This window comes from Streptomyces sp. NBC_00536 (assembly GCF_036346295.1).
In the GTDB taxonomy this organism is placed as follows: domain Bacteria; phylum Actinomycetota; class Actinomycetes; order Streptomycetales; family Streptomycetaceae; genus Streptomyces.
Window position 1 is genome coordinate 50,082 of record NZ_CP107820.1, and the last position, 21,906, is coordinate 71,987.

22 protein-coding genes are annotated in these 21,906 nt (G+C 73.0%); 3 read left to right on the plus strand and 19 right to left on the minus strand.

The genetic code is table 11. The features are described from left to right. Nucleotides 1–51: 51 nt before the first annotated feature. From OHS33_RS37540 to OHS33_RS37595, 12 genes are all read right to left on the minus strand, one after another. Complete coding sequence (locus tag OHS33_RS37540) at nucleotides 52–1,194, minus strand: acyl-CoA dehydrogenase family protein (protein ID WP_330335390.1); 1,143 nt, start codon at nucleotides 1,192–1,194, stop codon at nucleotides 52–54. Then, complete coding sequence (locus OHS33_RS37545; protein ID WP_330335391.1) at nucleotides 1,187–1,687, minus strand: PaaI family thioesterase; 501 nt, start codon at nucleotides 1,685–1,687, stop codon at nucleotides 1,187–1,189. The genes OHS33_RS37540 and OHS33_RS37545 overlap by 8 nt, the downstream gene beginning before the upstream one ends. Nucleotides 1,688–1,770: 83 nt before the next feature. Beyond that, entirely contained in the window at nucleotides 1,771–2,898 is a 1,128-nt protein-coding gene (locus OHS33_RS37550) for a ferritin-like domain-containing protein (RefSeq protein ID WP_330335392.1), read from the minus strand. Beyond that, the gene (locus OHS33_RS37555; RefSeq protein WP_330335393.1) at nucleotides 2,895–4,454 is read right to left on the minus strand and encodes a class I adenylate-forming enzyme family protein; all 1,560 of its coding nucleotides are present in this window, start codon (nucleotides 4,452–4,454) and stop codon (nucleotides 2,895–2,897) included. Before OHS33_RS37555 ends, OHS33_RS37550 begins: the two co-directional genes overlap by 4 nt. A gap of 1 nt (nucleotide 4,455) precedes the next feature. Beyond that, on the minus strand, nucleotides 4,456–4,683 hold the full coding sequence (locus tag OHS33_RS37560; protein ID WP_330335394.1) for a phosphopantetheine-binding protein: 228 nt from the start codon (nucleotides 4,681–4,683) through the stop codon (nucleotides 4,456–4,458). Further along, nucleotides 4,680–5,717, minus strand: coding sequence for a hypothetical protein (locus OHS33_RS37565; protein ID WP_330335395.1), 1,038 nt, complete (start codon nucleotides 5,715–5,717; stop codon nucleotides 4,680–4,682). The genes OHS33_RS37560 and OHS33_RS37565 overlap by 4 nt, the downstream gene beginning before the upstream one ends. Further along, on the minus strand, nucleotides 5,714–5,971 hold the full coding sequence (locus OHS33_RS37570; protein ID WP_330335396.1) for an acyl carrier protein: 258 nt from the start codon (nucleotides 5,969–5,971) through the stop codon (nucleotides 5,714–5,716). Before OHS33_RS37570 ends, OHS33_RS37565 begins: the two co-directional genes overlap by 4 nt. Next, a complete protein-coding gene (locus OHS33_RS37575; protein WP_330335397.1) occupies nucleotides 5,968–7,653 on the minus strand; it encodes an AMP-binding protein in 1,686 nt (561 codons plus the stop codon). The genes OHS33_RS37570 and OHS33_RS37575 overlap by 4 nt, the downstream gene beginning before the upstream one ends. Nucleotides 7,654–7,658: 5 nt before the next feature. Continuing rightward, entirely contained in the window at nucleotides 7,659–9,278 is a 1,620-nt protein-coding gene (locus tag OHS33_RS37580) for a class I adenylate-forming enzyme family protein (RefSeq protein ID WP_330335398.1), read from the minus strand. A gap of 359 nt (nucleotides 9,279–9,637) precedes the next feature. Further along, nucleotides 9,638–10,534 (minus strand): alpha/beta fold hydrolase, encoded by an 897-nt coding sequence (locus OHS33_RS37585; RefSeq protein ID WP_330335399.1) that lies wholly within the window; start codon nucleotides 10,532–10,534, stop codon nucleotides 9,638–9,640. Nucleotides 10,535–10,719: 185 nt separating this feature from the next. Continuing rightward, nucleotides 10,720–11,970 (minus strand): 3-deoxy-7-phosphoheptulonate synthase, encoded by a 1,251-nt coding sequence (locus OHS33_RS37590; protein WP_330335400.1) that lies wholly within the window; start codon nucleotides 11,968–11,970, stop codon nucleotides 10,720–10,722. A gap of 197 nt (nucleotides 11,971–12,167) precedes the next feature. Beyond that, nucleotides 12,168–12,851 carry a 4'-phosphopantetheinyl transferase family protein gene (locus OHS33_RS37595; protein WP_330335583.1) on the minus strand — a complete coding sequence of 228 codons (684 nt, stop codon included), beginning with the start codon at nucleotides 12,849–12,851 and terminating at the stop codon, nucleotides 12,168–12,170. Between the two features lie 314 nt (nucleotides 12,852–13,165). Here OHS33_RS37595 and OHS33_RS37600 point away from each other — a divergent pair, with 314 nt between their 5' ends. Beyond that, a complete protein-coding gene (locus OHS33_RS37600; protein WP_330335401.1) occupies nucleotides 13,166–13,672 on the plus strand; it encodes a hypothetical protein in 507 nt (168 codons plus the stop codon). A gap of 12 nt (nucleotides 13,673–13,684) precedes the next feature. Here OHS33_RS37600 and OHS33_RS37605 read toward each other — a convergent pair whose 3' ends face one another. Next, a complete protein-coding gene (locus OHS33_RS37605; RefSeq protein WP_330335402.1) occupies nucleotides 13,685–14,221 on the minus strand; it encodes an RNA polymerase sigma factor in 537 nt (178 codons plus the stop codon). A 292-nt stretch (nucleotides 14,222–14,513) separates the two neighbouring features. Further along, nucleotides 14,514–16,040 carry a carboxylesterase/lipase family protein gene (locus OHS33_RS37610; protein WP_330335403.1) on the minus strand — a complete coding sequence of 509 codons (1,527 nt, stop codon included), beginning with the start codon at nucleotides 16,038–16,040 and terminating at the stop codon, nucleotides 14,514–14,516. Between the two features lie 238 nt (nucleotides 16,041–16,278). Here OHS33_RS37610 and OHS33_RS37615 point away from each other — a divergent pair, with 238 nt between their 5' ends. Beyond that, a complete protein-coding gene (locus tag OHS33_RS37615; RefSeq protein ID WP_330335404.1) occupies nucleotides 16,279–16,887 on the plus strand; it encodes an RNA polymerase sigma factor in 609 nt (202 codons plus the stop codon). Then, on the plus strand, nucleotides 16,884–17,432 hold the full coding sequence (locus OHS33_RS37620; RefSeq protein WP_330335405.1) for a hypothetical protein: 549 nt from the start codon (nucleotides 16,884–16,886) through the stop codon (nucleotides 17,430–17,432). Before OHS33_RS37615 ends, OHS33_RS37620 begins: the two co-directional genes overlap by 4 nt. A 251-nt stretch (nucleotides 17,433–17,683) precedes the next feature. Here the strand turns inward: OHS33_RS37620 and OHS33_RS37625 are convergent, their stop codons facing one another. From OHS33_RS37625 to OHS33_RS37645, 5 genes are all read right to left on the minus strand, one after another. Further along, entirely contained in the window at nucleotides 17,684–18,343 is a 660-nt protein-coding gene (locus OHS33_RS37625; RefSeq protein ID WP_330335406.1) for a hypothetical protein, read from the minus strand. A 5-nt stretch (nucleotides 18,344–18,348) separates the two neighbouring features. Then, entirely contained in the window at nucleotides 18,349–18,756 is a 408-nt protein-coding gene (locus OHS33_RS37630) for a DUF3224 domain-containing protein (protein WP_330335407.1), read from the minus strand. Between the two features lie 90 nt (nucleotides 18,757–18,846). Continuing rightward, a complete protein-coding gene (locus OHS33_RS37635) occupies nucleotides 18,847–19,284 on the minus strand; it encodes a hypothetical protein (RefSeq protein WP_330335408.1) in 438 nt (145 codons plus the stop codon). Between the two features lie 88 nt (nucleotides 19,285–19,372). Further along, nucleotides 19,373–20,719 carry a D-alanyl-D-alanine carboxypeptidase family protein gene (locus OHS33_RS37640; protein WP_330335409.1) on the minus strand — a complete coding sequence of 449 codons (1,347 nt, stop codon included), beginning with the start codon at nucleotides 20,717–20,719 and terminating at the stop codon, nucleotides 19,373–19,375. A gap of 26 nt (nucleotides 20,720–20,745) precedes the next feature. Beyond that, nucleotides 20,746–21,885: an alpha/beta hydrolase gene (locus tag OHS33_RS37645; protein ID WP_330335410.1), complete on the minus strand. Its 1,140-nt coding sequence runs from the start codon at nucleotides 21,883–21,885 to the stop codon at nucleotides 20,746–20,748. Nucleotides 21,886–21,906 lie beyond the last annotated feature (21 nt).

Here is a 21,906-nt window from a genome sequence, read left to right on the forward strand (position 1 = left end):
GTTCTCCGTTCCGGCGGGCGGTTGAAAAGTGGGTGGGCAGTGGGGGTGGGGCTAGACGCCGAGGTCGCGGCCGATGAGTTCCTTCATGACCTCGTTGGTGCCGCCGTAGATCGCGTGCACCCGGTTGTCGACGAAGGCCCTGGCCACGGGGGTCTCGCGCATGAAGCCGTAGCCGCCGTGCAGTTGCACGCAGCGGTCCAGCACGCGGCGCTGGACGTCGGTGGCCCACCACTTGGCCTTCGCGGCGGCGACGGCGTCGAGGCGTCCCGCGTTGTGCTCTGCGACGGCCCGGTCCACGTACGTGCGGGCCACGTCCAACTCGGTTGCCATTTCGGCGAGTTCGAAGCGGACGTGCTGGAAGGAACCGATGGCCTGCCCGAACTGGCTGCGGGACTTGCAGTGGGCGAGCGTCTGCGCGAAGGCGGTCTCGGCGGCGGCCACGGCGTAGGCGGCGATGCCGAGGCGTTCCTGGGGAAGGTTGTTCGCCAGGTGGAGGAAGGCGCGTCCGGCCCGGCCGAGCAGGTTCGCGACCGGCACCCGCACCTCGTCGAAGAACAGCTCGGCCGTGTCCTGCGCGGCCATGCCGATCTTCTCCAGCTTGCGGCCGCGCTCGAAGCCGGGCATGCCGCGCTCGACGACCAGCAGGCTCAGTCCCCGCGAGCCGCTGCCCGGCTCGGTCCGGGCCACCACGATCACGAGGTCCGCGTGGATGCCGTTGGTGATGAAGGTCTTCGCGCCGCTCAGCACGTAGTGGTCGCCGTCGCGGCGGGCGCTGGTGCGGATGGCCTGCAGGTCGCTGCCGGCCTCGGGTTCGGTCATGGCGATGGCCGTGATCAGCTCGCCCGAGCAGAAGCCGGGCAGCCAGCGGCGCTTCTGTTCCTCGGTGGCGAGGTCCAGCAGGTACGGGGCGACGACGTCGTTGTGGAGGGCGAAGCCGACGCCGGTGGCGCCGACCCGCATGATCTCCTCGCTGATGATCGCCTGGTAGCGGAAGTCGCGCACGCCCCCGCCGCCGTACTCCTCGGGCACGTCGATGCCGAGCAGTCCGAGCTTTCCGGCGGAGCGCCACACCTGCCGGTCGACCAGCCCGGCCCGTTCCCAGTCGGCGTGGAAGGGGGCGATCTCCCGGTCCACGAACTCGCGCACCATGTCCCGGAAGTCGAGGTGTTCCCGGTCCAGTTCGCTCTCACGCACGGTTGCTCCCGGCCCGGTGGATGATCTGCTCGACCGTCCCGGTACAGGCGGGCCGCCCGTCCTGGAGGAAACGCACCTCGGCGACCGCGCGCCGGGTCGAGCAGCTGGTCAGTACGGCTTCCACGGTCACCGGACCCGGCAGCAGCGGCGCGTGGTAGGCGACGGACAGCCCGGCGGTCAGGAAGCCCGACCCGTCGGGGATCGCCGACAGCATCACCAGGCCCGCGAAGTGGTCGACGAGGCAGGCGATCCAGCCGCCGAAGACGACCCCGGGGGTCAGCGTCAGGTTCGCGTCGAACTCCGTCTCGCAGGTGACCAGGCCGGGCAGCCAGGAGGTGGCCGGCGGCAGGGCGAGGGTGTGCGCGGCGGGCGGGTCGGGCACGGTTCCGTCGGCCAGCCCGGTCAGGGTCCGCCGCCCGCTGGTGTCGGCGTCGGGGGCGGCGAGGCCGCGCATGCGGCCGGGCCGGTCGGGGGGCAGGGTGACTTCGAGCATGTCGGTCTCTCCGCTGGTCCAGGGGCGGGACGGGGGCGTGGTCCCGCGCGGTGCGGGACGGGCGGGGGGCGGGCGGAGCCCGGTCAGGAGGCGGCGGGTGCGCCGTCCGCGGCGAGGGAGCCGAGGTCGACGACGGAGGCGATGTCGCGGCGGCGGAAGTCCATCTCGCGCCGCGTCAGCTCGTCCACGGCCGCCTTGTCGTCCAGTTCGCGCAGCGCGGCCTCGTCCACGGAGTGGAAGCCGAGGACGCCCATCTTCTGGAGCGCCTCCTGCACCCGCGGGCCGAACATGCCGATCTCCTTGAGGCCCGGCACGATCCGCATGAAGACCAGGCGGCGGAACTCCCGCTTGGCGGGCGAGCGGCGCGAGGCCTTGATGGCCTCCTCGCCGTAGCCGAGGGTGTTCCAGATGTCGTCGTCGACGTACCGGTCGCGCAGCGCCCAGCAGCCCTCGACGACGAAGTCCTCGCGCTCCTTCAGCTCCGCCTCGCCGAGCTGCGGGTAGTACTCGCGCAGCAGCAGCCGGCCGAAGGCGACGTGGCGGGCCTCGTCGCGGGCGACGTAGGCGCTGAACGCCCGGGCCAGCGGGTCCTTGAGCCGCTCGCGGTGCACGCCGAAGGTGGCCAGGCCCATGTTCTCCACGAGGATGTGCGCCGCGAGCACGCCGAAGTCCCAGCGCGGTTCGCGCATCGCGTGCTCGAACATCGCGGCGATGGACGGGGAGAGCCCGTACCGCAGGCCGATCTTGGTGTGCAGGAAGCGGTTGAAGCCCTCGACGTGCCGGGCCTCGTCCATCAGCTGGGTGGCCGCGTACAGCTTGGAGTCCAGGTCGTTGACGGTGAGCAGGATCTTGCCCACCGCGATCAGGGCGGCCTGCTCGGAGTGCAGGAACTGCGAGTAGAGCCAGCCGCTGCTGTGCTTGCGCACGACCGTCCGCTCGCTCTCGGGCATCCGGTCCCACAGCGTGGAGCCCGAGATGGAGATGAAGTCGTCCGGGAGGCCGAGCGGGTCGTCGGGGTCCACCTCGTGGTCCCAGTCGAGGCGTTCGTCCATGTCCCACTGGCGCTGCTTGCCCTGCTGGTAGAGCCGGACCATCTTGTCGTTGCGCTGGTCGTAGTCCCACTGGATGACGGCGTTGCCCTGCACCGGGACGGCCCATTCGCCGGCCAGCGCCGTCAGGATCTCCGGGCGCGTGTAGTCGGTGGTGGTCACGGGGTGTTCTCGCTTTCGATGACGAGGCGGTGGGCCAGCTCCCGCAGCCGGGGCCGCAGTGCCTTTCCGGCGGGGTTGCGCGGGACGGTCTCCAGCGGCAGGAAGTGGCTGGGCCGCTTGTAGGCGGCCAGTCCCTCGATGCACAGCCCGAGCAGTTCGGCGGCGTCGAAGGCCTCGGGGGTCCGGGGCTGGACGAAGGCCACGGGGATCTGGCCCCACACCGGTGATTCCACCGGAACCACGACGACGTCGGCGACGTTCGGTGACTGCCGCAGGACGTGCTCGATCTCGGCCGGGTAGACGTTCTGGCCGCCGCGCAGGATCAGGTCGTTGCGGCGGTCGACGATCCAGACCAGGCCGTCCGCGTCGACGCACCCCATGTCGTGGGTGTTGAGCCAGCCATCGCGCAGTACCTCGGCGGTGGCCTCGGGGCGCTTCCAGTAGCCCTGCATCAGGCCGGCGCCGGCCACCTGGACCTCGCCGAGGGTGCCCTGTCCGACCTCCCGGCCGTCGCTGTCGGTGATCCGCAGCGCGGTGCCGAGCATGGGGCGTCCGACGCAGACCGCGCCGGGAACCGGGGGTGCGCCGACCTCGGTGTGCGGGGCGAGCGAGACGACCGGTCCGCCGCCCTCCGTGATGCCGAAGACGGTCTGGAGCTCGACGCCGAGCCGCCCGCGCGCCTCGACGGCCAGCTCGGCGGGCATCGGGGCCGCGCCGTGCAGGAGCAGCCGCAGCGCACCGAGGTCGGTGCTGGGCAGCGCCCGCGCGTCGAGGGTGAGGCGGACCATGGACGGCACGAGGAAGGCGTGTTCGACCTGCCAGCGCTCCAGGGCGGCGAGGCAGCCCTGCGGGGTGAACCGGTCCAGGACGCAGACCGTGCCGCCCGCCGCGAGGTGGTCGAGCGCGATCACCACGCTGCCGTGGAAGAGCGGACCGGCGTTGAGGAAGACGGTGCCGGGCCGCGGCCCCACGTCGGCCAGCCACGACAGCGCGTTCAGCTGGAGGGAGCGCTGGTCGACGACGACGCCCTTGGCGGTGCCGGTGGTGGCGGAGGTGTGCAGGATCATCACCGGGTCGGCGAGGCCGGCGCCCTCGTGGGGCGTCGGCTCCGGCCCGGCGTCCGGGAGGCCGGCGTCCGGGAGGCCGGCGTCCGGGAGGCCGGCGTCCGGGAGGCCGGCGACGGCGGTGATGTCCGTTAGCGGCAGCCCGGGGTACAGGGCGGCGAGCCGGGCGAGGCCCTCGGCGTCGGCCACCGCGGCGGCCGGTTCCACGGATCCGGCGATCGCCTCGATCTCGCGGTCGGTGAGGGCCGGGTTGACCGGTACGGCCACCACCGCGGCGGACGCGCAGGCCAGGTAGGTCTCGATGACCTCGACCCGGTTGCCGCTGAGGACCAGGACGCGGCTGCCGCGCGGGACGTCCCGGCGCAGCCGGGCGGCCAGCGCCTCCACGTCGCGGTGCAGGCGGCGCCAGCTGACGTCACGGCCGGCGTCGCGCAGGGCGAGGGCGTCGGGGGTGCGGTCGAGTCCGCGGCGCACCACGTGGTTGAGCCACATCTCAGGCCGCCCCGTTCCCGACCAGCAGGGCGACGGCGTGGACGGAGGTCAGCTCCAGCAGCTCCTCGTCCTCCAGCGGCCGGCCGAGGTGGTCCTCGATGTTCAGGGCGAGCCGGATGAGTTCGCCGGAGTTGACGCCCGCTCCGGCGAGCGGGGCCCCGTCGGTGATCCGGTCGAGCAGGGCCGGGTGGTCCAGGCTCTGCCGTACGAGGGTGCGTGCCAGGCTCATGCGTTCCTCCGGGGGCGGGCGCTGACGCCGACCATCGCCCAGTAGGGGGCGGGTGCGCCGTCGAAGTAGACGAGGGGTTCGGCGCTGTCCGTGCGGCACGGCAGCAGCCGGTTGAAGCGGCTGCCGAAGCAGGCGGCGGCGAACTCCGGGGACTCGGCGACCCCGCGTTCGTCGCCGACGGTGGCGACGAAGGCGAAGACCGGGTCGAGGGATTTGTGCACCCCGTCCTCGACGACGTCGCACCAGGCGTGGTCGCTGCCGAAGAGGCCGAGGAGGTAGCCGCGCCGTGCGGTGGCTTCCAGGCCGGCCGCGCGCAGCCGGTCGGCCAGCAGCCGGGAGGCGACGACGCAGTCGGCGATGCCCATCTCCCAGGCCCGGTGGTGGTCGGCGCGCAGCGCCTCCGGCACCGTCTGGTAGGTGACCCGGCGGGAGGCGAGGCCCTCGACGACCTCGTTCCACGCCGCGTGGATGCGCGGGTCGCGCACGCTCTGGTCGGCGCCGGTCAGGCGGACGGTGGCCGTGTAGCCGCCGACGCGCAAGGGGTCCTCGAAGGGGTGTTCCGAGAGGAGTTCCACCCCGGGCGCCGACAGGTCGGGCACCCGTACGGTCACGTCGGGCAGCCGGCCCGCGGGGGCGGGCGCGCCCGCATCCTCACCGCCCGCGGTCCGGGCGGGGTGGACGCCGATCTCCCAGTCCCGGGGCGCGTACCAGCTGTCACGGGAGGAGGCGGCGAACCGCATGAGGAAGCGCAGGCCCAGCTCCGGCACGGTCTGTCCGGTCCCGCAGAACATGCCGACGTTCATCAGGTCGTCGTAGTCGAACAGGGGGCCGCGCGCGGAGTCGGTGACGTGCGGCAGTCCTTCGGCGGCCAGCCGGGCCACCTGCTCCGGGGCGGCGCGCAGGGCCTGCGCCGCGGTCCGGGCGTCGGTGTCGTAGCGCCCGATGTCCCGGGGCACCGCGGTGAACCGGCCGAGGGCGCCGAGCAGCGCTTCGGGCGCCGCGCTCTCCACGGTCATCGCGCTCTTCACGGTCATACGGAGCTGCCCTCCGGGATGAGGGAGGCGACGAAGGCGGCCAGTTCGCCGACGGTCGCCGTCTCGAAGAGGAAGTCGTCGGGGATGACGACGTCGTAGGCGTCCTCGATGTCGGTGATCGCGCGCAGCGCCTTGACGGATTCGATGCCGGGTACGGCCGTGAGCGGCTTGTCCGGGTCGATCGAGGTCGCGGGGACGTTGGCCTGGTGGGCCAGGGCGCTTACGACGGTGTCCAGGGTCTTCTCGGCGCTCACTGGGAGTGTCCTTCCGGTGCGGTGGTCAGGGTGGTGGTCAGGGCCGCGGTCTGCTGCCGGTAGAGGTCGGCCGCGCCGGAGCGCTTGACCTTGCCGGAGCTGGTGAAGGGCAGGCTCTGCGGGGAGACGGCGAGGGTCTCCACGGCGCCCAGGCCCAGGTGTTCCAGGAGGCGCGCGCGGATGGCCTCGCCGACGGCGGCGGCGCTGTCGCCGTCGAGCCGGGTCTCCCAGATGACGACCATGCGTTCCTCGCCCTCGACGTCCCAGGCGAACGCGGCACAGTGCCTGCGGTCGACCCCGGGGGTGGCTTTGACGATCTCTTCGACGTCCTCGGCGTAGTAGTTCTGGCCCCGGACGACGGCCATCGCCTTCATCCGGCCGATGACGTACAGCTCGCGGTCGTGCAGGAATCCGATGTCGCCGGTACGGAGCAACCCGTCGGCGGTGAAGGGCTGCTCGGCGGCGGGCAGGCCGAGGTAGCCGGTGGTGACGGGCGCTCCGCCGATCTGCACCTCGCCCACGGTGCCCTCGGGCAGCGGTGTGCCCTCGGCGTCACCGATGCGGACCTCGATGCCGGCGACGGCGGGGCCGCAGGAGACGACGGTGCGCACGGTCGGTCCGGCCTCGGGGCTCTCGGTGACCCGGTCGCCGACGGACAGGTCGGCGCGGTCCACCAGCAGGCTGCGGTAGTCCGTGCGCGGGATGCCGCTGCTGACGATGAGGGTGGCCTCGGCGAGGCCGTAGTTCGGCTGGACGACCTGCGGCCGCAGCCCGTAGGGGGCGAAGGTCCGCTGGAAGGCTTCCAGGCTGCTCAGCCTGACCGGTTCGGAGCCGTTGCCGCCGTAGCGCCAGGCGGAGAGGTCCAGGTCGTCGGGGATGCCCTTGGCGGCGGCCGCGACGAGGTAGTCGTAGAAGAAGTTGGGCGCGGGCAGGATCGTGGACCGGGACGCGGCGAACTCGCCGAGCCACTGCATGGGGCGGCGCACGAAGTCGCCGGGCTGCCACAGCGAGGTCTTGGTGCCGTGGCGCAGCGAGGCGAGCATGGTGAACAGGCCCATGTCGTGGAAGAGCGGCAGCCATTGGCCGAGCGCGTCCTCGGGTCCCCAGCGGGTGCCGTCCCCGATGGCGTCGAGTCCGGCGTCGATGTTGTCGTGGGTGACCACGACCCCCTTGGGCGCCGAGGTGCTGCCCGAGGTGTACTGGATGACGGCCGCGGCGTCGCCGCCGCCGCGCACCGGCGGGAGGTCCACGGCGTCCCGGGGCGGTTCGGCGATGTCGATGACCGGCAGGTGCGGTACGGCGGCCGCGACGCGGGAGACGATGCGGCTGCCGAGGCTCCCGTCGACGAGCAGGGCGTCGAGGGAGGCGTCGGCCGCGATCCGCTGGATGTGCGCGGCGTAGGCGTCGGCCCCGCCGAAGGCGACCGGCAGCGCGAGCGGGACGGCCGCGGCGTCGAGCCGCAGCAGGGCCAGCAGGCCGCGCACCCAGGGCTCGCCGTTGGCCATGAGCAGTCCGGCGCGGCGCGGGAGGCGGCCGTCGCAGGCGGCCAGGATGCCGCCCGCGGTGCGCTCGGCGCGGGCGAACAGGGCGGGTCCGCTGACGGGTTCCTCCTGGCGGGAGGGGGTGTGGAGCATCGTCGCGTCGTGTACGGACGCGGAGAGCAGGTTCCAGAGCTGGACCATTTCGGTCAGGACTCCTTCGCGGGTGTGGTGGTGCGCTGTGTGGTGGTGCGCTGGATGCGGCGGGCGAGCTTGCGGCGGAGCACGGAGCGGCGGACCTTGTACGAACCGGTGATGGGCATCGCCTCCCACTCCCAAAAGCGCACCTGGAGGTCGGGCAGCCCGGCCTCGGCGGCGACGGCGCGGAAGCGCTCGGGGTCGGGGACGGTGCCGGGGCGGGGGCAGGCGACGGCGAACACCGCGCTGTCCTCCGTGTCCTCGGCCTTCACCAGGACCAGTTCGACCAGCTCGGGCAGGGCCTCCAGGAGGTGGTCCTCCTTCTCCAGGAGGCTGCCGACGCCGTCGACGTGCTCGACGATGCGGTCGAGCAGTTCGAGGGAGCCGTCGTCGAGTTGACGCCCGATGTCGCCCATCGGCCACCAGGAGTCCTGCGGGGGCATCGGGTCGCCGCCGACGTAGCCGCGCATGCGACCGGGCGAGCGGGTCTCGATGATGCCGGGGGTGTTGGCGGGCTGCGGGTTGCCCCGCTCGTCGACGATGCGGATCTCCATGCCGCCGCCGGCGTGACCGACGTTGCGCGGCGAGTAGTCCGCGGACTCCTCGCGGGTCACGATGCGCAGGCAGATCGGGCCGGACTCGGTCTGGCCGTACGCCTGGAAGTAGTGGGCGTCGGGGTGCTCGGAGGCGTTCAGCAGGGCCCGTACGGTGCGCGGGTGCATCGCGTCGAAGGTGCTGATGAACCGCTCGACGTGCTGGAAGGGGCGGTCCGGGTCGTCGGCCAGCGACTCCCACTGGATGTAGACGTTGGGGTGCGTCTCCAGGGAGGTCGGGCGGTGTTCGAGCATCAGGCGCTTGACGTTGGCCGGGTCCGGGTCGGCGATGGCCAGGGCGGGCATCGCGGTTTCGAGCGAGGCGAGGGTGCCGGCGCAGGTGCGGGCGTGGACGAAGGACAGGTGCTTGGCGTTCAGGTCGTCCGTCGAGTACTGGTCCCGGAAGATCATGATCATCGGGGCGACCATGCCGAACAGCGAACGGGTCGAGTGGGCCGCCATCTTCGGAGCGCCGGTGGTCCCCGAGGAGTGGGTGATGACGAACCACTCGTCCTCGTCGCGCGGGTTCGCCACGTGCGGCAGCCGGTCCTGGACCGGGACGACCCAGTTCTGCTCGGTCGGCTCCAGGCACAGCACGTTGCGCACCAGGAGCCGCAGGGCGCGGCGGGCATCGCCGAACAGGGAGAGCCCGAGGGAGTCGACGAGCAGGTACGGGTTGTCCAGCCGGGCGAAACATTCGAGCAGCTCGCCGACCTCCATGCCGGAGGACAGCAGGGCGGGCAGGGCGCCGATCTTGCCGAGGGCGCACATGACGGCCTCGACCTCGATGTGGTTGCGCTGGACCACGGCGACCACGTCGCCCTTGCGGATCCCGGCGGCCCACAGCCGGTCGGCGTAGTCGTCGATGGCCCGCGCGAACTCGGCGAAGGTGCGGACCGGGCCGTCGTAAGTGCGCCAGGCCGTGTCGGACAGGAAGGGGGTGTCGGGGTGCTTCTCCGCGGCGACGGTGGGGAGCACCCCGAGGGATGCGGTGGGCTGGGGGATCACGTCGAGGTTGAGTGCGGATATGTCGGGCATGGTCATCCCTCTGCTCGGCCTGGCTGGTGCTTTCGGGCAGCGCTGATTCCGCCCTGGGGCGGTCGTGGGGCGCTGGGGTTTCGTGGTCTTGCGGCAAGCGGCTCGAAGCGGCCGACACCAGATAAGAGAGGGGGAGGGGCCGTCACACTCCACCGAGATTCGAATATTTTTCCGGAGCCTCTCGCTCCGGCCGTGCGGGCCTAATATCCGCGCTGCGTACGGGAGTTGCAGGGGTTGCGTACGGGACGTGCAGGGGGCGTGTACGGGCCCCCGCGCCGTCCGCGCGAACGCGTCCGGCCCGGCCCGCGCCCCCCGGGAGGGGGCGAGGACCGGGCCGGACGCGGAACGGCGGCGGGGTTTCAGTCGCCCCTGGGGAAGTCGGAGAAGAGCGTGCGGGCGGTCTCGGCGACCAGGTCGGGGCGCTCCTCGTGCAGGTAGTGCCCGCAGTCGGCGAGCACCTCCACCCGCAGGTCGTCGGCGTGCCGGCCGGCGCCCGACAGCACGCTCGGCGGCAGCATGAAGTCGTGGGCCCCCGCCATGATCACGGTCGGTGTGGTCAGCCGGTGCTTCTTGAAGCTGCCCAGCAGCAGCTTCGCGATGTCCCGCAGCGCGAAGGCCCGGTGCAGCGCCTCGCCGGCCCGCGCCCGGTCCGGCTCCCGGCTCGACGTGACGAACCCGTCCAGCACGGCGGGCTCCCAGACGGCCGGGTCGGTGACCCCCTTGCGCATCAGGTAGCGGGTGAAGGCCGGGCGGTTGCGCAGGACCCAGCGGCCCAGCAGCGGTTGTTCGAGCAGCGCCGTGTACCAGAACCGCCAGGCCTGCGGCATCAGCCGGTGGTGCAGCGGCCACGGGTGGAGCATGTTCAGCGCGAGGAAGTGGCTGAACCGCTCCGGGGCCCGCAGACAGAGGTGGAAGCCGGTCCACGCACCCCAGTCGTGGCCGATGAGCGCGGCCCGCTCCAGCCCGAGCCCGTCCATCAGCGCGAGGACGTCGGCCACCCGGCTGTCGGTGTCGTACCCCCCGGCGGGTGCTTCGGACCAGCCGAAGCCGCGCAGGTCCACGCAGATCAGCCGGTGGTCGCCGGCCAGCAGCGGGATCAGCCGCCGCCATCCGTACCAGTGCTGCGGGAAGCCGTGCAGCAGTACCACGGGCGTGCCCCGGCCCGCCTCCGCGACGTGCAGCCGCACCCCCCGCACGTCGACGTAGTGGTGCTGGACGCCTTCCAGCTCGGGCATCGGCGGTGTCCGGTCCTGCATGGCAACTCCCAGGGGGCGAGGGGCGATCGGTCGGCCGACCGGGCCCGTGCGGGCCGGTCACCCCGTCAGGAGGTGGCGACGGCGCCGGACGTTCCGGCCGGAAATGCGACGAACCTCACCGGAACCCTTCCGGGCCCGGCGGCCTCGCGACGCGACCTGCGACCTGCGACCCGCGAGCGGTCGGGTCAGGGCGTGGCGCACAACTCCGCGACGAGTTCCGCCAGTCGGGCGGTCTGCGCGCCGTTCAGCCGGGGGTCGCAGGCCGTCTCGTACCGCAGCGGGAGGTCCCGCTCCGCCACCGCGGGCGCGCCGCCCACGCATTCGGTGACATCGGCCGGGGTGGCCTCCAGATGGATGCCGCCGGGCCAGCCGCGGGCCGCGCGCACCGCGGCGAAGAACCCGCGGATCTCCTCGCCCACCACGTCCACGTGGCGGGTCTTGTGGCCCGTACCGCTGGTGTACGTGTTCCCGTGGACCGGGTCGCACACCCAGACCACGGGGTGGCCGAGCCGGGCGACCCGCTCCACCAGGGGAGGCAGCGCGGAGCGCACCGCGTCCGCGCCCATCCGCGAGATGAGCACCAGCCGGCCCGGCCGGCGGTCCGGGTCGAGCCGCGCGCACAGCTCGGCCAGGCGCTCCGGATCCGTGCCCGGGCCGACCTTCACCCCGACCGGGTTGGCCACCCCGGCCAGGAACCGGACGTGCGCGCCGTCGGGTTCACCGGTGCGCGCGCCGATCCAGGGCAGGTGGGTGGAGGTCAGGAACCAGCCGCCGGTCACCGGGTCGCGCCGCACCAGCGGCTCCTCGTAGTCGAGCAGCAGGGCCTCGTGGCTGGTCCACACGGCGGGGGCGCCGTCCATCGCGGGGTCCTGCACGGTCATCCCGGACGCGGCGAGTTCGCGCAGCAGGGCGAGCACGTCACGGGCGTGGGCGTGGCCGCGCAGCAGCCGCGTCGCGTCGGGGACGCGGGCGGCGGGCGTGGGGGCGGGATCGTTGACCAAGTGGCCGCGGAACGAGGGCAGTACGAGGTCACCGACGCGCTCGGTGGGCGAGGAGCGCGGTTTGGCGTACTGGCCCGCGATCCGCCCGATCGGGATCACCGGTCGGCGCAGGGCGCGTCCCAGCGTCCGGGCGGTGGTGTGGAGCAGTTCCACCCGGGCGGCGGTGCCCGCGAAGGTGGGTGTCTCGAAGGTCTCCGCGCAGTCGCCCAGTTGCACCACGAAGGCCTCCGCGCGGGCGGCCCGGGCGAGCCCCCGGCGCAGTTCCAGGATCTCGCCGGGGCGGACGAGGGGTGCGGTGCCCGCGAGCCGGGCGCGCACCCGGCGCAGCAGGGCGTGGTCGGGCCATTCGGGCTGCTGGGCGGCCGGGTGCCGACGCCAGGCGGCGGGCGTCCAGTCCGCCGGACGGGGCGGGGCGAGCAGGGTGGGTGCGTCCATGACGGCATGACCTCCGTGAGGGTGGTGTGGTCCGTGAGGGTGATCGCGTACGGATGTGAGCGCGTGCGGGATGGGAGCGCGTGCGGGTGGGGGCCCGTACGCGTGATCACGTGCGGGTGCGGGCCCGTACGGACGAACGGCCGGAGCCGGGGCCGCGGGCCGGTGAGGACGGGGCCGTGGCCCGGGAGGCGGGCCGGTCAGGATGCGGTCGGGGTGCCCAGCGGGAGGGCCCAGCACAGGACGCCCCGCGGGAGCTTGCGGACGCTCACCCGCAGCCGCAGGGCGGGGCGGCTCGGGGCATGGGCCAGGAATCCGTCGGCGTCCGCGGTGAGCAACAGGTCGCGCAGGCCCCGCAGTTCGGGGCCGAGGTGCGGGCTGAGGGCCTTGTACGCGGCCTCCTTGGCGGAGTACATCGCGAGCAGCCGCTGCTCCGCCGCGTCCCCCGCCTCGTGCAGCGCGGCCGTCTCGGCCCCGCGCAGCACCAGGTGGGCCGCCCGCAGGGGCGGGCCGGTCAGCTCCAGGTCGACGCCCAGCGAGGAGAACCGCTCCGAGGGCCCGGCCACGGCCACGGCGACCCCGTCGGAGTGGCTGATCGACGCCGAGATCCCGGCGGGCAGGAGCGGGCGCGACCCCTCGAACAGCACCGCGTCGGCGGTCAGTCCCGCCGCGCGCAGCGCACGGTGCAGTGCGCCACGGCCGATCAGGAAGTCGGCCCGGCGCCGGGGCGGCATGTCCTTCGCCATCCGGCGCTCGGCCTCGCGCACCGCCACGGGCGGCCCCTCGTGGACGGAACAGGTGCCGAAGCCGAGCCCCGGTTCGCGCGGCCTGGAGTCCGCCAGGGCGCGCGGCAGTGTCAGTCGGGTCCTCAGCGGGGTCCCCATGGTCAGCACGACTGCCTTCCCCGTTCCTGTCGTTCCCGCATTGCGCTCCGGCAACTGGGCGAACCGCATGCCGCTGCTCCCCTTGTACGATGCTCGGGTAACCGTGTTCCTTCGAGGAGGAAGAGGCCGCGCGGCGCGGATGCACTCCCGCGGGACCGAATTTCTTTTCCCGGAGGGGGCGGGGCGAGCCGTATCGGGGCTGGCTCGATACGCTATTGCGCCCGGTCGCTCCGATCGGGTAATCCGAAGTGCTTGACCAGGCAGGGGGATGCTGCGAGCCTCTCTCCCATACGAATCAGAGGGGGCGGTTTCCAGTGACTGGTCCGCTGCACAGCGACTGGCCGGCAGTCGAAATCGATCCGCTCCGCCGCCTGAAGGTCATCGCCTCCGCATCGAAGTACCCGAGTTACGGCGAGCGTCTTTTCGACGCTCCTCTCGATGCCCTGTGGGCCGTCGCGTCCGATCTGGAACGGGAACTCCCGCATATCGTCCCGGGGCTGCGTTCCTTTGCCGTCACCGGATCCGAAGGATCCGGAAAGGACCGGCTGACGGGGCGGGCCGTCAGCGTTCTGGGCCACGGCGAGCACTTCGACATCGTGCTGCGACCGGGCTGGTGCCTCATGCAGAGCAAGGTGCTGGTCGGCGGCATGGCCGCCGTGGCCGAGGGCGAGCGCACCCGCTTCGCCTTCTACAGCAGCCTGCGCTTCCCCGGGGGCCGGTTCGTCGACCGCGTGCGCCAGCCGCGGGCGGAACAACGGACCGGCATGCTCTTCGACCGCTTGCAGCGGCGCCTGGACGCCCGCTCACCGGACGCCCGCTGACTGGACGCCCGCTCACTCCCAAGCGGAACGGAATGACCGGCGTGCCCGGAACAGCCGGGACCTGACCGTCCCCACCGGTACCACGAGGATCCTCGCGACCTCCTGTTCGTCCAGGCCGTCGATGTGCCGCAGGGTCAGCACCACCCGGTGTTCGGGTGCGAGGCGCCCCATCACGTCGGCGATGTCCGAGGCGAGCTGGAGGTCTTCCAGCGCCGGCTTCTCGTCCCAGTCCGCGGGCTGGGGGCCCTGCCGCTGACGCTGCTTGGCGTACTTGAGCGCCTCCCGGACGGCGATGGACCGGACCCACCCGAGGAACGCGGCCGGGGCCTTCAGCTGGCCGAGGTTGCGGAACACCGCGATGAGCGCCTCCTGCGCCGCGTCCGCGGCGTCCTGGAGCGCCACCGGTCCGCAGATCCGGCCGACGTACGGTGCGACGACGCCGAGGAGTTCGTCCATGGCCAGCGCATCGCCCCGCTGCGCGCCTTCCACGAGCCGGGCCAATTCCTCCATGTCCCAGCCGGTCGTCCGCGCGACTTCGATTTCGGCCACTGCGCCCCCATTGTCGGTATTCGTATCGCCGGACGGGGGCGGCGCCAAACCGTGCGATTGTTCAATGCCCAACAAAAGATGTCTGGAGCATGAAATGTGGAACATATAGAGCGCTGCTTATGATTAACCCGTGAGTAACCTTCTGCGGACAGCCGTATTGAGGTCATTCAACCCCCGTCGCGACCAAAATCCGGCCATGCGCAGCAGCAGCCACCCTAACATCAGGAAGTTGACCTGTTCCAAACAACTTCCGCGATCTGAGACGGCCGCCGCTCCTGCGCGGGAAAGGCGTTTACCGCGGTTCCAGCGCAGTGAAGGAGTGGTTCCGCCACACCTTCCGGGAGGCCGCCACCGGGTCCCCCAGCAGAGCGTCTTCGCAGTCGAAAACCTTCGACAGCCGGTCCGCCGCCCGGTATCCGGGCCAGCCCGGATCTCCGTACAGGGCGAACCTCGCCCAGGCCGACTGCATCCGCTCCGAGAGCGCGCCGGCCGCCGCCGGAGCGCTCTCCCCCAGCATCTGCCGGGCGAGCGGAGCGTCCAGGGTCCCGAACACCAGCGGTACGTCCAGACCGTGACAGGCACCCAGCCGCCCCCCGGACACCGGGGCCGGCCAGCGCAGTTCGTAGGCGTACGCCACACCGCCCGCCGCCACCTGGGCCTCCAGCAGCTGCACCGTCGGCATCCGGCACATCCAGTCGGACATCACCGTCTCGTACAGCTCCTCGGCGCCCGCCCCCGGGTAGGCCCGGCGGTACGCGCTCCCCCCGCCGCCGCCCGGCCCGAACACCCGCAGGGCCGTGTCCGCCCGGTCGCCACTCACCTCGCCGAACTCCCCGCGCTTGGCCATGAACAGCCGGTACTCGTCCCGGTTGTGACCGAACATCAGGGCCAGGTCACGGGCCGCCCCCTGGGCGACCGCCTCCCACGGGGTGCGCGGCAGCGACTCCCCGTCGACCACCGGCGAGAACACGGTCTCCGCGTGCGCCACCGTGCCCCACTGCTCCGCGTGTTCGCCCCGCGCGGCGAACACCTGGTCCGCGGCCCGCACGAGCAAGTGCGGATCAGTGTCCCGGAGCGCCCGCGCCGTGGCCGGAGCGCCCACGCGGGCGCCCACGGCCCCGGCGATCCGCGAGGCCAGCTCCGGGGTGAAGTACGAGCCGGGCACGCTCTGCGCCACCGCCTGGTGGAAGAGCCCCGCGGCCGCGGGCATCGCCAGCAGGGCCGCGATCGACCCGGCTCCGGCGGACTCGCCGAACAGCGTCACGTCGTCCGGTGCGCCGCCGAAGGCCGCGATGTTCTCCCGCACCCACCGCAGGGCCGCGATCTGGTCGAGCAGGCCGCGGTTGGCCGGGGCTCCGGCGAGCTGCCCGAACCCCTCCATCCCCACCCGGTAGTTGAAGGTCACCACCACCACGTCCCGGCGGGCGAGGCGCGCCCCGTCGTACACCGGGTCCGCCGCGCTGCCGAACACGTAGGCGCCGCCGTGGAACCACACCATCACGGGCAGTGCGACGGACCCGAGCGCCGGAGACCACACGTTGACCGTCAGACAGTCCGGAGCCCGGTCGACCGCCGCCCCGCCGGCGCCGCCCGCAGCCGCCCGCGGGCTCATCCGGTCGTACTGCGGCGGTGGCGGCCCGAACTCCAGCGCCGGCCGGACCCCGTCCCACGGCGCCGCCGGCTCCGGCGCGGCGAAGCGCAGCGCGCCGAAGGGCGGGCGCGCGTAGGGGATGCCCCGGAAGACGGCGATCCCGTCCTCGACCCGGCCCCGCACCACGCCCTGACCGGTGCGCACCTCGGGATGACGTTCCTTCTCCACTGTCCTCGGCCCCTTCACGTGTCCTCGGCCCCTTCACGGCTCCGGCGGCATGTCCGACACCAGGGAAGAGGCCGTCCGGGCTCCGGACACTCCCCCGGTCTCCGATTCCTGCGAGCAAATGGGCGGACCGATGGAGTGTCCGCTCTGTTTTGCGCCTCTGTCCCTATGAAGCACCGTGCGGTCTGCGCCGCCTGCGTGCGGACGGAGCGATGCCCCACGCGACGGAGGAGAGCGGCAGATGAGAGCAGTCGACACAGCGGCCCGGCGTCAGGAGCCGGACACGCCACGGCCGAAGGAGCCCGACCCCGGACGCGCCCGCCCGTCCGCGGTCGGCCCGGAGGCCGGGCCCTGGGAGCCCGCCGCCCGGCTGGTGCGCGCCGCCCAGGCCGGTGACGTGCTGGCCGTCAACGACCTGATCACCCTGCTGACCCCGTACGTCAGCCGGCTCTGCCGCCCGATCGCCCTCGCCGACAGTGCGGACGCGGTACAGGAGTCCCTGATCGCCGTCTTCCAGGGCCTGCCCCGGCTGAAGGACCCGACCGCCCTGTACGGCTGGGTCCGCACCATCACCGTGCGCGAGGCGGTGCGGGTCGCGCGGCGGGCCCGACGGGAGACCCCGTGGGGCGAGTTCGACGACGTACCCGGCCCGCGCGACACGGAACTGGCCTGCGAGGTCCACGACGTCCTGCGCCGGATGTCCGCCGAGCACCGCGCGGTGCTGACGCTGCGCGAACTCGAAGGGCTGGACGAACGCGCGGCCAGCGATGCCCTGAACATCCCCTGTGGCACGGTGAAGTCGAGACTGCACCGGGCCCGCAACAGCTTTCGGAAGGCGTGGACACGATGACCACCGGCTGGCCCACGACAGAACTCGACCCCGTCCGGCGGCTGCGCGTCATGGCCGCCGGGCTGGGCGCCGTCATGTACGTGGAGGAGTACGTCGACGCTCCTCCCGAAGCCGTGTGGGACGTGGCGGGCGACCTGGAGGGGGAGCTGCCCCACCTGGTGCCGACCCTCCGGGCGTTCCGCATGCTCCCGGGCCACCGGTCCGGGGGGCTCGGGGGGCCCGGGCACGGGCGGGGCTGGGGCTGGGCGCACGGTCCCCTCGGCTACCGGGCCCGGTTCGACGTCCTGCTCCAGCCCGGCTACTGCCTGATGCAGAGCAGGCGGGTGATCGGCGGGATGGCCGCGGTCGCGGAGGGCGACGGCACGCGGTTCGCGGTGCTCGGCGGCGTACGGGGTGGCGGTTACGAGGCCAGGGCGCTGCGCGCGCTGTGCGCCCTGGGGGATGACCGCGGGCGGCGCATGATCGCCCGGGCCCGGCGGCGTATCGACGCCCGTGCCGAGGGCCGTAACCAGGCCCGTGACGAGGGCCGTTCGCAGGGCTCCTGAGGCGGCGGCAGGATCCCGGCGGGACGCGCGGGCCGGCCTGGAAGGGCGGCGGCTGCGCCGGGCGTCTCGGGGCTCCGCCCCGAACCCCGCTCCTCAAACGCCGGAGGGGCTGGTTTTGCTCCGCCGTCGGAGGGTGCGGCTCGACCGCCCGAGGGGCTGGATTTGGCCCCGCCGTCGGAGGGTGTGCGGCTCGCCCGCCCGAGGGGCTGGATATGGCCCCGCCGGGAAGGGGTGCGCGGCCGGGTCGGCGGTCAGCCGGCCCGGCGGGGCGGGGGTCGGCGGCGTGGGGGGAGGTCCCGGGCCGGGTCGCGGACGGTCCGTATCGCCGTCGTGACGAGCAGCGCGGTGCCGGCGAGCAGGAAGCCGGCCTCCCACCACCACATCAGGTCGCGCTTGGTCCCGAGGAGCGGGCCGACCACGCCGTCCGGCGAGTAGACGACCGTGAGGTGCGCTCCGTGCGGCGCGGGGCAAGGACCGGTCCCGGGGAGGTGCTCGTCGGCGCCGTTGGGCAGGTCGATCCAGCACTGCCCGTACGTCATCCCGTGCGCGCCGGTGGCCGTGGAGGAGTAGGCGACCGTGGCCGTGCCCTGTGCTCCGGCGACGGCGAGGAAGGCGTCCGGTGCGTGCACTCCGCCGACGACCATGAGGAGGCCGCCGGCCCAGTAGGCCGTCCTGGTCCGGCGGGGTACGGGCCCGCCCCCGTAGACGATCTTGCGCAGTACCCACGCATACAGCGCCCACAGCGCGAGGAGGCCGAAGACGATGCCCACGCCGAGGTCGAACATCGTGAGCCCGGTCGTGCTCACCACGGCCACGACCACGATCACGCCCCACGCCACGGCCATCCGCCGCGGGCCGGGAACGCGCCCCGCAGCCGGGGCCCGCACCGGCTGCTTGCGTCCGCCGCTCATCCCGCTCAGCCGAGCTCGTAGTCGAACCACATGCGGTGCGTGCCATCGGCGTCGACGGCCATCCCGCCCGCGCCGGTGATGCCGGCCAGCTCGCCGGTGCCGCTGGAGGGCACGATGGTGAAGAACTCCGCGGTGCGGTCGGCCCCGGAGGTGGTCGCCGAGTGCGCGAAGTTGAAGGAACCTTCGCGGCCCGCCAGCGAGCCTTCGAAGGACTCCATGGCCACATAGGTGCCGACCCCGGTCGACTGGTCGAACGCGGCGGTGAACAGGGTCGCCGAGCGCCCCGCGACCTCCCCCTCGAAGTGCTTCTCCATCGTCGCGACGCCCACCGGCATCCCGGTGGACACGGCCGGTTCCGGCCGCAACTCGGCGGGGGTGAATCCTGTGACGGTGAACGTTGCCGTAGCTCTCATGTACCGACGGTACCGAGGGGGTCTGACAACGACCGCCGACGCGGGTCCGGGAGGACGGCCGCTGCCCGGGCGCCGGTGGACCGGGCGGGGCTAGGACGAGGTCAGCGACGACACCTCGATGGCGGCCGGGTCGGCGTCGGTCCGGTGCCACAGCTGGCCGGTCTCGGACCGGCGGGCCAGTCCGAAGCCGGCGAGTGCCCGCAGGTGCCTGACCACGGTGGGCGCCGTGAACCCGGCGGCGATGCACAGCTCCGCGACGCTCGCCCCCGCAGGCCCGGAGCCCCGTAGGCCCTGCCAGGTGCGCGCGGCGGGCAGCCCCAGGCCACCGCTGCTCACCGGGACCGTGAACACGGGGGCCGGACCGGTGTCCTCCACGGACCTCGTGGAGGACACGACCTCCATGGCCTGCGCGGCCGGTGACCGCCGCTTGCGGGGCGAACTGCCCGGCAGCCGCAGTGGCGCCCGGCCCACCGGGCGGGGTGTCCGGTTCACCTCACGGTGCTTGCGGCCCTTCTGACGACGGCTCATCCCCGTCTCGTCCCTTCCTCGGTGGTGATGACACGGAGGGAACGAGTGAGCGGCGGGCAAGTGACTGTCGGCGGGGCGCCCTCCCGTTTCACCCCCGCGCGTTTCGCCCCCGCGCGCGACGGCGCCCGCGCACCACCAGCCAGCCCGCGCCCCCCGCCACGGCCGCCGCCCCGGCTCCGATCGCGCTCCAGCCCAGCACGCCCGGACCGGAGGCCGAGCCGGAACCCGATCCGGAACCGGAACCGGACGACGCTCCCGCCGCCCCGCCCTTCGCCTTGGCGCCGCCACCCGCCGCGGCCTGGTCGAGGGTGCCGACCGGGGTGGCCTTGCCGACCGCCGCGAAGCCCCAGTCGAGCAGTGCGCGCATCTCGGTGTAGACCTGGTCGCGCTTGTTGTCCTGGGGGTTCATCACGGTCACCACGATGGTGTGCCCGTCCCGCTGGGCCGCTTCGGCCAGGGTGTTCCCCGCGTTCGTGGTGTAGCCGTTCTTGCCGCCGATCAGGCCCGGGTACGGGGCCACGCCGTCGGCGCCGGACAGCATGCGGTTGGTGTTGCTGATCCCGAACGGCTTGTCCTTGCCGGGTCCGGCGGGCCCACCGGGGAACTGCGCCGACGCGGTCGAGCAGTACTCCTTGAAGTCCTTGTCCCTCATGCCCTGTCGCAGGAAGAGCGTGAGGTCGTACGCCGAGGAGACCTGGCCGGGGGCGTCGTAGCCGTCGGGGCTGCGCACGCTCGTGTCACCGGCGCCCAGTTCCGTGGCACGCCGCTGCATGTCGGCGACGGTCTTCTCGACGCCGCCGTTCATCGCCGCGAGCACGTGCACCGCGTCGTTGCCCGAGCGCAGGAACACCCCGCGCCACAGGTCGGGTACCTGGTACGTCCCCCCGGGCACGATGCCGACCGCGCTGCTGCCGTCGCCCATCCCCTTGAGGTCCTCGGGCGTCACCGTACGGCTCCCGTCGTGCGGCACCGCGGGCAGCACCGTGTCCGCGAAGAGCATCTTCAAGGTGCTGGCCGGGGGGAGCTGCCAGTGGGCGTTCCGTGCCCCGAGCACCTGGCCGGTGTCCGCGTCCGCCACCACCCAGGACAGCGCCGACAGCCCCGCCGGAAGGTTCGGGGCGCCCGCGCCCACCTGGTCGCCGGGACTGCCGAGCCGCTCGCCGCCCACCTTCGACATCTGCGCGGGCGGCTCCTTGCGCGCCGCACCACCGGGCGCCCCGGACGCCCCGGACGCCCCTGACGCACCGGGCGTGGGCGTCACCGGCGTCAGGGGAGCGCTCGCGTGCGCGGGCGCGACGCCCGCGCAGGCCACGAGCGCGGTCGCCGCCAGGGCCACCAGGGCGCGCCGGGTCCGCGGCCGCGGCGCCCCCGGACCCCGGTCGGCGCGTGTCACGAGGGGCGCGGCCGCGGCCGACACCTCGGTTGTGGCCGTCATCGGCACGTCCCTTCCCCCGGGCACGGTCACTGCGCGGCGACCGGACCGCGCATCCGGTCGCTCATCCACTTCAGGTCACCGCCGTTGAACAGGGTGTCCGTGTACTTGTAGCCGTCGTGGCCGCCCTCGAAGGAGGTCACCCGGGTCTCTATCGGGCCCTTGGTGATCTCCTGGCGGAGCTTGTCGAGCGCCGCGACCTCCTGCTTCGGCTCCTTCGTGCCCATGATGAAGGAGATGTGGACCTTGAGGCCGGTCGTGGGGCCGGTCGAGGGGCCGGTCGTGGCACCGGTCGAAGGGCTGCTCTTGGGCGTGCTCTTGGGGCTGCTCTTGGAGCCGGCCTTGGCGCTGCTCGACGGGCTGCTCGTGGGGCCGCCCGCCCCGCCGCTCTTCTTGATCAGCTGTTCGGCCAGCCAGGACGGGCTGTTCTCCTGCTTCTCCTTCGCATGGCCGTTCCACAGCGGCGAGTCGGGCGCCGCGTCCGGACCGCCCGCGATCGCCACGCTGAACCGGTCGGGGTACTGGAGCACCATCTTCATGCCCACGTAGCCGCCGGAGGAGGAACCGAAGAAGCCCCAGCCCTTCGGGTCGGCGTACGTACGGAAGTTCTCCCGCACCAGGTCGGGGACGTCATCCGAGATCCAGGTGCCCATCTTCGGCTGCCCCGGTATGTCACTGCCGTCGTAGTACGTGTCCTTGTCCGCGTTCAGGACCGGCATGATCACGATGAACGGCAGGCTCTCACCCTTGTCGGCGGCCTCCCCGATCCGCTCCTGCAGACGGAACTCCTTGGAGAAGAAGTAGTTGGTCGGGTAGCCCACGGCGCCCGGCAGGGCCATCAGGACGGGGAAGGCACTGTTCTTGTACTCGGGCCGGTCGTACTGCTTCGGCACCCAGGCCCACACCCGGCCGGTGAAACCGGACTTCGGCCCCTTCAGGTCGACGTGCACCACCCGGGTCCCGTCCGCCAGCGTCCGCTGCGGGTCCCACGAACGCGGGTTGGTCGGCATCCGGACATCACTGGCGGCCTTGCTCTCCCCGGGCTTCGCCGACTGCCCGGAATCCTTCGGCGCGAAGGAGACGGGATCGCCGTCGCTGGAACAGCCGGACAGCGCCGCGACGGCGGACAGGACGAGGGCCGCGCAGAGCGTGGCGGAACGGTGTTTCACTCGGACTCCGGGGCAGACGTA

Coding starts and splice junctions, on each gene's coding strand:
- OHS33_RS37545 (WP_330335391.1), bottom strand. CDS start 1,687: ATGCTCGAAGTCACCCTGCCCCCCGACCGGCCCGGCCGCATGCGCGGC.
- OHS33_RS37555 (WP_330335393.1), bottom strand. CDS start 4,454: ATGTGGCTCAACCACGTGGTGCGCCGCGGACTCGACCGCACCCCCGAC.
- OHS33_RS37560 (WP_330335394.1), bottom strand. CDS start 4,683: ATGAGCCTGGCACGCACCCTCGTACGGCAGAGCCTGGACCACCCGGCC.
- OHS33_RS37565 (WP_330335395.1), bottom strand. CDS start 5,717: ATGACCGTGAAGAGCGCGATGACCGTGGAGAGCGCGGCGCCCGAAGCG.
- OHS33_RS37575 (WP_330335397.1), bottom strand. CDS start 7,653: ATGGTCCAGCTCTGGAACCTGCTCTCCGCGTCCGTACACGACGCGACG.
- OHS33_RS37580 (WP_330335398.1), bottom strand. CDS start 9,278: ATGCCCGACATATCCGCACTCAACCTCGACGTGATCCCCCAGCCCACC.
- OHS33_RS37585 (WP_330335399.1), bottom strand. CDS start 10,534: ATGCAGGACCGGACACCGCCGATGCCCGAGCTGGAAGGCGTCCAGCAC.
- OHS33_RS37590 (WP_330335400.1), bottom strand. CDS start 11,970: ATGGACGCACCCACCCTGCTCGCCCCGCCCCGTCCGGCGGACTGGACG.
- OHS33_RS37595 (WP_330335583.1), bottom strand. CDS start 12,851: ATGGGGACCCCGCTGAGGACCCGACTGACACTGCCGCGCGCCCTGGCG.
- OHS33_RS37615 (WP_330335404.1), top strand. CDS start 16,279: ATGAGAGCAGTCGACACAGCGGCCCGGCGTCAGGAGCCGGACACGCCA.
- OHS33_RS37620 (WP_330335405.1), top strand. CDS start 16,884: ATGACCACCGGCTGGCCCACGACAGAACTCGACCCCGTCCGGCGGCTG.
- OHS33_RS37625 (WP_330335406.1), bottom strand. CDS start 18,343: ATGAGCGGCGGACGCAAGCAGCCGGTGCGGGCCCCGGCTGCGGGGCGC.
- OHS33_RS37630 (WP_330335407.1), bottom strand. CDS start 18,756: ATGAGAGCTACGGCAACGTTCACCGTCACAGGATTCACCCCCGCCGAG.
- OHS33_RS37635 (WP_330335408.1), bottom strand. CDS start 19,284: ATGAGCCGTCGTCAGAAGGGCCGCAAGCACCGTGAGGTGAACCGGACA.
- OHS33_RS37640 (WP_330335409.1), bottom strand. CDS start 20,719: ATGACGGCCACAACCGAGGTGTCGGCCGCGGCCGCGCCCCTCGTGACA.